General features: G+C 35.5%; 8 protein-coding genes. 2 read left to right on the top strand and 6 right to left on the bottom strand.

All coding sequences use genetic code 11. The features are described 5' to 3' along the window. Window positions 1-578: 578 nt before the first annotated feature. Both AFK68_RS19030 and ilvN read right to left on the bottom strand, forming a co-directional pair. Window positions 579-2,153 carry a CAP domain-containing protein gene (locus AFK68_RS19030; protein ID WP_094674163.1) on the bottom strand — a complete coding sequence of 525 codons (1,575 nt, stop codon included), beginning with the start codon at window positions 2,151-2,153 and terminating at the stop codon, window positions 579-581. 684 nt (window positions 2,154-2,837) lie between these two features. Continuing rightward, complete coding sequence (gene ilvN / locus AFK68_RS19025) at window positions 2,838-3,362, bottom strand: acetolactate synthase small subunit (RefSeq protein ID WP_094674161.1); 525 nt, start codon at window positions 3,360-3,362, stop codon at window positions 2,838-2,840. Window positions 3,363-3,788: 426 nt separating this feature from the next. Between ilvN and AFK68_RS19020 the strand changes: the two genes are divergently transcribed. After that, window positions 3,789-4,733, top strand: a complete 945-nt coding sequence (locus AFK68_RS19020) for an RluA family pseudouridine synthase (protein WP_094674159.1) — start codon at window positions 3,789-3,791, stop codon at window positions 4,731-4,733. A 351-nt stretch (window positions 4,734-5,084) separates the two neighbouring features. After that, window positions 5,085-5,231: a hypothetical protein gene (locus tag AFK68_RS37050; RefSeq protein ID WP_168186549.1), complete on the top strand. Its 147-nt coding sequence runs from the start codon at window positions 5,085-5,087 to the stop codon at window positions 5,229-5,231. Between the two features lie 99 nt (window positions 5,232-5,330). On the opposite strand, the gene AFK68_RS19015 is transcribed toward AFK68_RS37050, so the two are convergent. The 4 genes from AFK68_RS19015 to AFK68_RS19000 form a co-directional block, all read right to left on the bottom strand. Beyond that, a complete protein-coding gene (locus tag AFK68_RS19015) occupies window positions 5,331-5,807 on the bottom strand; it encodes a class I SAM-dependent methyltransferase (RefSeq protein WP_256386610.1) in 477 nt (158 codons plus the stop codon). Between the two features lie 203 nt (window positions 5,808-6,010). Further along, window positions 6,011-6,256 carry a hypothetical protein gene (locus AFK68_RS42060; protein WP_246844286.1) on the bottom strand — a complete coding sequence of 82 codons (246 nt, stop codon included), beginning with the start codon at window positions 6,254-6,256 and terminating at the stop codon, window positions 6,011-6,013. Then, window positions 6,257-6,598: a class I SAM-dependent methyltransferase gene (locus AFK68_RS42055; protein ID WP_246844285.1), complete on the bottom strand. Its 342-nt coding sequence runs from the start codon at window positions 6,596-6,598 to the stop codon at window positions 6,257-6,259. Between the two features lie 489 nt (window positions 6,599-7,087). Beyond that, a complete protein-coding gene (locus tag AFK68_RS19000; protein WP_094674157.1) occupies window positions 7,088-7,408 on the bottom strand; it encodes a class I SAM-dependent methyltransferase in 321 nt (106 codons plus the stop codon). Window positions 7,409-7,602 lie beyond the last annotated feature (194 nt).

Below are 7,602 nucleotides of genomic sequence, written 5' to 3'. Positions count from 1 at the left end.
GTTATATCATGTCTGATTGAATAGTTATAATTAAAGCTTGTAGTATTGCTCTAGCCCATAATATCAAATCCAGTACCATTGGTGTAATTATCATAGTGTGGGGAGATGGCGAGAGATAGCTCTAATTATCAGGATTCAAATGGAAATAATATAAGTCCAAATATCAAAAAAATGTTGTGAACTATGAAAAAAATTACTAGAAGTGGTATATATTTTAGGACTTACGCATGAGGTACGAAAAACAGGGGTGTGAGATTGCTATCCGTTCCGGACTGCTCCGCAAACCCTTCGGTCGCAATGACGAAAATACGTTGCAGTTGCGTAAGTCCTGATATTTAATTCTTACACCGCTTTTCAGATGGATAAACCACATCGTCATCACCAAAACTCTGTAGGGGCGTTTAATGTCGCGCAGCGTTAACGTTTGCGTAGCATTCCGATAGGAAAGTTGTGCGTTAGCTAAATGGCCATTTCCTAAGGTCATGCTCCGCAAACGCCCCTACTGTGGTCTACTGAAATGAAAAGCGCTGTAAATATATACCGCAAAAATTTTCAATTGCTCTTACGGAGAAGAGAAACTAAATATCAAAAGAGAACTGACTTGTGTTACTCAAACTCATGCCTGTAACTCCATCAACAACAGCAATTAGTTCACTACCACCGTTGGTATAAATAGCTGTTCCTACAGGTAACCCAGAAACATTTTCCTGGAGAACATAATCATTATCATTACCATACAGTTGAATTCGATCCCCTTCTGAACTATTAAAAGTACCGATAAGAGCGTAATCTGCTGTACCATTATCATCATAGTAAACCTGACCATCACCTAAGATAAATAAATCAGCACCGGCATCGCCACGCAAAGTATCTATCTCATTATTACCAGGTTGGACAGCAGTTGGATCGACTCCTGTTAGGGTATCATTACCAATATTACCCTTAATAATATCGTTACCAGTACCACCGTTAATAATATCGTTACCAGGACCACCATTGAGAAGGTCATTGCCTCCATCACCGTTAAGTATATCATTATCAGTATAACCCTTAATAGTATCGTTACCAGTACCACCGTTAATAATATCGTTACCAGTACCACCATTGAGAAGGTCATTGCCTCCATCACCGTTAAGTATATCGTCACCTTTCGATCCAATCAGATAATCGTTCCCAAGTTCACCATTTAGAACATCGTTACCTACTCCACCATGAATACTGTCATCACCGCTGATTCCAGTTAGAGTGTCATTGCCTGGGAAACCTTTAACTAGTGAAGTAGTACCATTTACATGGAGGTTATCGTCACTACCAGTGGGAACAGGCAAGCTGTCACTGACTACATCTTGTTTGACGTTTTCGGAACCAACTGTAACTCGATAAGTTGCTCTATCATCTGCCTGACCATCGTCGTCGAGATCGCCAGAGAAGGTGACATCGTAAGTGGTATTTGCAGCTACATCTAAACTATAACCACCTGCATCCCAAGTAGTTGTGGTGAAAGTATTATTACTATCAGTAGTATCAACTGCTGTAACTGTTATTTCGCCTATTCCTTCACCGACTGTATAGAAGTCATCAGAGACTTCATCATCAGTATAGGCAACACCTGTAATAAATGGGCCAATTGCCCCAGAATAGGCAAAATTCTGGGTACTCATCACTGCGTTGAAAGTTGTACCATTCCTGGTAAACGGACCTTGTAGTGAAGAAATTCCAATTTCGTCATATTCATCATTCATGAGATTTTTACGATGACCTGTACTGTTGACTAGGCCATCGTGATTTTTTCCGACGGCGTTGGTAAAGTCAATAAAGCCTGTGCTTCCATTCCAAGCAAGATTTTCCCCATTACCAGAGGGATTTGTGAATGTGTACCCCGCAGCTTGCATACGTTGCCTGGAATTTGTACCACCTTCTCCAGTGTGGGTAAATAGGTTGTTATCTAGTAGATATTGACCGTGGTCTTCAGCAGCAGTATTGAGGTTGAGATTAAATGCTAGAGGTTGTTTGGCATCAGTGGAGATTGTACCTGCAGAAAGTCCTTGATTTATATCTCCATTTAGATAACGCACGGCTTCTTCTTGAGGATTTGCTCGACCTCTGTTTACTAATTCGAGCATGTATTGGTCTTGTGCGGTGGGTTGTGTCATAGTTTTTGTGTGTAAATATAAACGACAGTAATTGACAAAGCAGGAATTATTTTCCTATTAAAATTAGGTCTGAATTACTCAAAACCTATTCAAGATTTCCTTTGATTTATGTAGTCAAAATTCTGAATTAAGTGTCAATTTATTGACTACTTGATTTGTTGTTTTAGGACAAATCTTTCTTTAATTTTCTACCAACTTTTACTGGGTACTTTGTAGAGTTCCGGAAGTATTTTTTAATCTAAAAAAGTTAGGCTTTTTGTATTAAGTGAAAACACTAATTCTTAATTTTTTTGAGGATAAAAATAGTATTTTTAATTGATTTTAAAGTGGCATTGCCTAACGGAAATAATTTGTCTTATAGCAGTTTTTGTTTGTAGTTGGGCTTTAGCCCTAATATTATTGCCAGGGCTAAAGACCAACTACAAGCCTTCCACTATAACTTAGTGAATATAAAAAAAAGCAATTACTCCTAATTAACTAGCGCTAAACAAAGGAGTAATTGCCTAAATCATATATTTAATTGAGAATAACTTAGCTGAGGATTAAAATTAAATAAGTAAAAATTTAAGGATAGTTAGGTTTTGAGAGAGTGAAATAGTAACCTTTTAACTGAGATAAAAGCTCAAATTACAATTTCCCATCCTACATAATGACCCCCTCCTAATTTAATATCCCAAAAAATACTTATATCTTGGCTTCCAAAGCTGTAAGTTTCAAGAACTCAGTATTAACACCAGACTCACGAGTTAAAGCTATTTTTCCTGTTCTAGCAATTTCACGGATACCGTATTTAGAAAGCATTTGGACAATAGCTACCATTTTTCCTGGGTCTCCTACTACTTCAATAGTTAGTGAGTCGTCACCTACATCTACTACTCGTGCCCGAAAAATATTTGCTATTTCGATCACTTCTGAACGCATAGCTGTAGTAGCATTAATTTTGAGTAACATTAATTCTCGTTCTACACAGGGAGTAGCTGTAATATCCTGTACTTTCAAAACATTAACCAATTTATATAGTTGTTTGGTCAACTGTTCAATAATCTGATCGTCCCCAGGTACTACCATTGTAATTCGAGAAACACCAGTTTGTTCTGCTGGGCCAACTGCCAGACTTTCAATATTAAAACCACGACGGGCAAATAAACCAGCAATGCGGGTCAAAACTCCCGCTTCGTCTTCAACTAAAACAGAAAGAGTATGTTTCATTCTCTAAATTCAGAGTTTCTTAGTTAATCTATTTGATATTCAGTAGACTTCTTGCAGAATTAATTCAAAAGTCAAAAGTCAGAAAAACTGATTATTTCTGTACAGTAATTTACCAGGACTTAGCCATAACCGCTATATCTAGTAGGGGGGATTGGCCAATCCCCCCTACAGATTATGTATAATTCGATATTTTTTGTAAGTCCTGTTTACTTAATTTTCACTTTTGCAAGAGGTCTAGTTATAGCGCTACACGCAAGTCAGAAGTCGTAGGGGCGAATGGCCATTCCCTCGTACAGAAGTCAGAAGTAATTCCTGACGCTCGTTTGAGCATTTATAAATGTCCGCGCCCTTTGCTTCGACTGCTATATCTTATACTAGAGCGTAGATTAGATAGAGTGGTAATTTCACAAACAATTTTTATAAATTATGACTGATGAAGGTTCAATTATTTTAGAGGTGAATAGTGGGGATGAAATAACTAAACGTTTAGATATTTGGCTGTCTCAACAAATGCTAGATTTATCGCGATCGCATATCCAAAAGTTAATTTCCCAAGGTAATGTGAAAGTAAACGACCAACTCTGTACTTCTAAAAAAGCAACAGTACAACAAGGTGATAAGATTATTTTAACTATTCCACCACCAACACCTTTAGAAATAGAAGCTAATGATATTCCTTTAGATATTCTCTATGAAGATGATGCTTTATTAATTATCAACAAACCAGCAGGTTTGGTCGTACATCCAGCTCCCGGACATCCTGAGGGTACTTTAGTTAATGCACTTTTAGCTCATTGTGACTCTTTAGCAGGTATTGGTGGAGTACAACGTCCGGGTATTGTGCATCGGTTGGATAAGGATACTACTGGCGCGATAATGGTGGCGAAAACAGACCAAGCTTATCAACATTTGCAAGCACAGTTACAGGCAAAAACGGCGAGGCGGGAATATTTAGGTGTGGTTTATGGTAGTCCGCAAACCGATAGTGGTACAATAGATTTACCTATTGGTCGTCATCGCATAGACCGCAAAAAAATGGCAGTAACACCAGTGGAGAGAGGAGGAAAAGTTGCTGTTACTCATTGGGAAGTTAAGGAACGTTTGGGAAATTTTTCCATGATGTTGTTTCGGTTGGAGACTGGGCGGACTCATCAAATTCGGGTTCACAGTGCTAAAATAGGGTATCCTATTGTGGGAGATACTATTTATGGCAAAGGTCGTTCGGTGGGGGTAAACTTAAATGGTCAAGCTCTTCATGCTTGGCGGCTAGAGTTAGAACATCCTGTTTCTGGGGAGTTAGTCGAAGCGATCGCTCCTTTGCCAGAAGATTTTTTGACTTTGGTGGAGGTTTTGCGTAGACGTTCTGGGTAAAGAAAGTCAAAATTCAAAAGTCAAAACTCAAAAGTATTGATTGGTAAAATTATAATATTGTAGTAGACTGACACACCTTAAATAGTGCAATAGTAGGCCCGGGTTTTAGCTAGAATTTTAATGCTTACTCTAAGATTTACATAAACCCGCGTAGGTGCACACCCATTAGTTGTGTCGGTCCAGTAGGTTGGGTTGCGCTACCGCTTAACCCAACAGACAAAAGGGTTTTGTTGGGTTTTTCCGTTGGAAATGCTGCGCAAACGTTCCATGCTGCGCAACCCTAACGGGAACAACCCAACCTACAAAAAGCTAATTTTTTTAATTACGATATAACTTGAGGAGTAAAAAATTATGGATCGTGGAAAAATTGTGGCTATTATTACTGGGGTAATTTCTATAGGTTTGGCGATCGCCTATTTAATTCTTGTGCAACTATTAGACTTACGAGGTGCTGAAATGATACCCGCCCCCACTTCAATATTACCTTTTGTTTTTTAAGAAAAGACAATTTTTTTAGAAGTAGTGATATTGCTTAGTATACCTTTCTTATTCTCATGAGGTAAACTAGAAATCATCACTACTTATTTATCGCTAACTTTAGTTTTTTTGCTCAATAAAAATCATGCGAGTTCGGATAGGAATTCCTGTAGTTTTAGAAACCCAACCTGCTATAAAATAATCTTCAGTAGCATTTTTAATTATAATTTTTGAATGGTTGTAAGCTGGTACAGCAAAATTTTTAATAAATTCCTCTGTCGTTTCATCAAGACTAATTAAAATAGCTCGACGAGCAATTCTAGTCATCTGATTTATCGTCGTTTTAGCATCTTCAATTAGCACTAATGCACTGATACAAAAAACAAAATCGTAGGAATTTTCGTCAATTTCAGGTAAAGCTGTTTCAAATGACTTATTGATAGTTTGATAACCTCTTTGAGCTGCATAATCTAGCATTTTCACTGAAATATCAATGCCTGTATATTCAAAATATCCTTGTAATAATTCAGTTAGTAGTCTAGTTCCACAACCAATATCTAAAACACTCCCTTGATTGTAATTGTATCGTTGGAATATTTTAACTGCCTCATTTATATGTTGTACGTTATACTTAGAATTAGTGAGCCAATCATCATACTTGGCAGCTAAATCATCATAAAATTATGTAGCAGAAATTTTATTTACCATAGTTTAGAGTTCAAAATTTACTTAAATTTACCATCCCGTATAATACGATGGATAGCTAATACCTAAATGTTAAATATTATTAAACTATCATTTTAACTTTTTTTTTGAATATAAATCATACGAGTTCTGATAGGAACACCTGTACTTGGAGAAGTCCAACCTAATATAAAATAGTCTTCAATGGCATTTGTAATTGTAATTTTTGAATGGTCATAAACTGGCAGAGCAAAATTTTTAATAAATTCCTCTGTTGTCTCATCAAGACTAATTATAATAGCTTGACGAGCTATTCGATAAATATGCTCAATTGCTGTTTGAATATCTTCAACACATAACAATTAAGCCAAAGAAAAAATAAAATCGTAGGAATTGTCTTCAATTTCAGGCAAAGCTATTTCAATTGATTTATGGATGGTTTTGTATCCTCTTTTAGCTGCATAATCTAGGATTTTACTAGAAATATCAATTCCTGTATATTCAAAGTTTCCCTGTAATAATTCACTCAGAAAACCTGTACCACAACCAATATCTAAAATACTACCTTGATGATAATTATATTGATGAAATATTTTAGCTGCCTCATTGAGATGCTGTACATTACACTTGGGGTCTTTTAAGACATCATCATAGTTGGCAGCCAAATCATCATAAAATTCTTCAGCAGAAATTTTCTTTACCATAATTTATAGTTCAAAATTGACTTATATTTACCATCCTGTATAATATGATTGATAGGCAACATTAAATGTTAAATCTTATTAAATCATTACCTTAATTTTTTTGCTCAATATAAATCATCCGAGTTCTGATAGAAATACCTTGACTTGAAGAAATCCAGCCTATAATAAAATAATCTTCGATAGCATTTTTAATTACCATTTTTGAATGGTTATAAACCGGAGCAATAAACTTCTTAATATATTCCTCTGTCATTTCATCAATGGTTATTAAAATAGCTTGACGAGCAATTCGATAAATATGCTCGATCGCTGTTCCAGCATCTTCGACAAAATTTCAATAATTAATAATTAACAATTAATAATTAATAATTACCTCTTCTTGAAAAGAAGAGGATTGGTTAAAAGGAAAATTTTTTCTTTTTTTCTCCCTGAAAGGAGAGGCTTTATACCTTAATTTTTCGGTAATGAACTTAAACAAAAAACAAAATCCTAGGAATGGGAATCAATTTCAGCCAAAGCCGTTTCTATTCGTTTATTGATAGTTTGATAATCTCTTTTAGCTGCATATTCCAGCATATTAGCTGAAATATCAATACCTGTATACTCAAAATCTCCCTGTAATAATTCCCTGAGAAGTCCAGTTCCACAACCAATATCTAAAATACTACCTTGATTATGATTATTATTGTGTTGGTGGAATATTTTAGATACCTCATTATGCAGATTTGCATTAGACTTTTTCTTGGCAACATCATCATATTTGACAGCATAATTATCATAAAATTCTTCAGGATAAATTTTGTTATACATAGTTTCTAGTTCAAAATTTACTTAGATTTATACTATACCAATACAGCTCTATTGTTAAATAAAATCTGACAAGAATACGATAGCTGAAAACTAACTATAAACAATCCTCAATAATTAGTAAAAAATCCCAAACTTATAGAGAAAAAGCAGTCAGTAATTGATAATTGATAATGGATAATTGATAATTACCTCTC

This window comes from Hydrocoleum sp. CS-953, assembly GCF_002260545.1.
Classification (GTDB): Bacteria; Cyanobacteriota; Cyanobacteriia; order Cyanobacteriales; family Microcoleaceae; genus Trichodesmium.
Note: the sequence above shows the minus strand (reverse complement) of the source record. Positions and strands in the feature narration are given on the sequence as shown.

What these genes read in the sequence shown, in the direction of transcription:
- AFK68_RS19030 (WP_094674163.1), bottom strand. Translation starts at nt 2,153, where the DNA reads ATGACACAACCCACCGCACAAGACCAATACATGCTCGAATTAGTAAAC.
- AFK68_RS37050 (WP_168186549.1), top strand. Translation starts at nt 5,085, where the DNA reads ATGGATCGTGGAAAAATTGTGGCTATTATTACTGGGGTAATTTCTATA.
- AFK68_RS42055 (WP_246844285.1), bottom strand. Translation starts at nt 6,598, where the DNA reads ATGGTAAAGAAAATTTCTGCTGAAGAATTTTATGATGATTTGGCTGCC.
- AFK68_RS19000 (WP_094674157.1), bottom strand. Translation starts at nt 7,408, where the DNA reads ATGTATAACAAAATTTATCCTGAAGAATTTTATGATAATTATGCTGTC.
- ilvN (WP_094674161.1), bottom strand. Translation starts at nt 3,362, where the DNA reads ATGAAACATACTCTTTCTGTTTTAGTTGAAGACGAAGCGGGAGTTTTG.
- AFK68_RS19020 (WP_094674159.1), top strand. Translation starts at nt 3,789, where the DNA reads ATGACTGATGAAGGTTCAATTATTTTAGAGGTGAATAGTGGGGATGAA.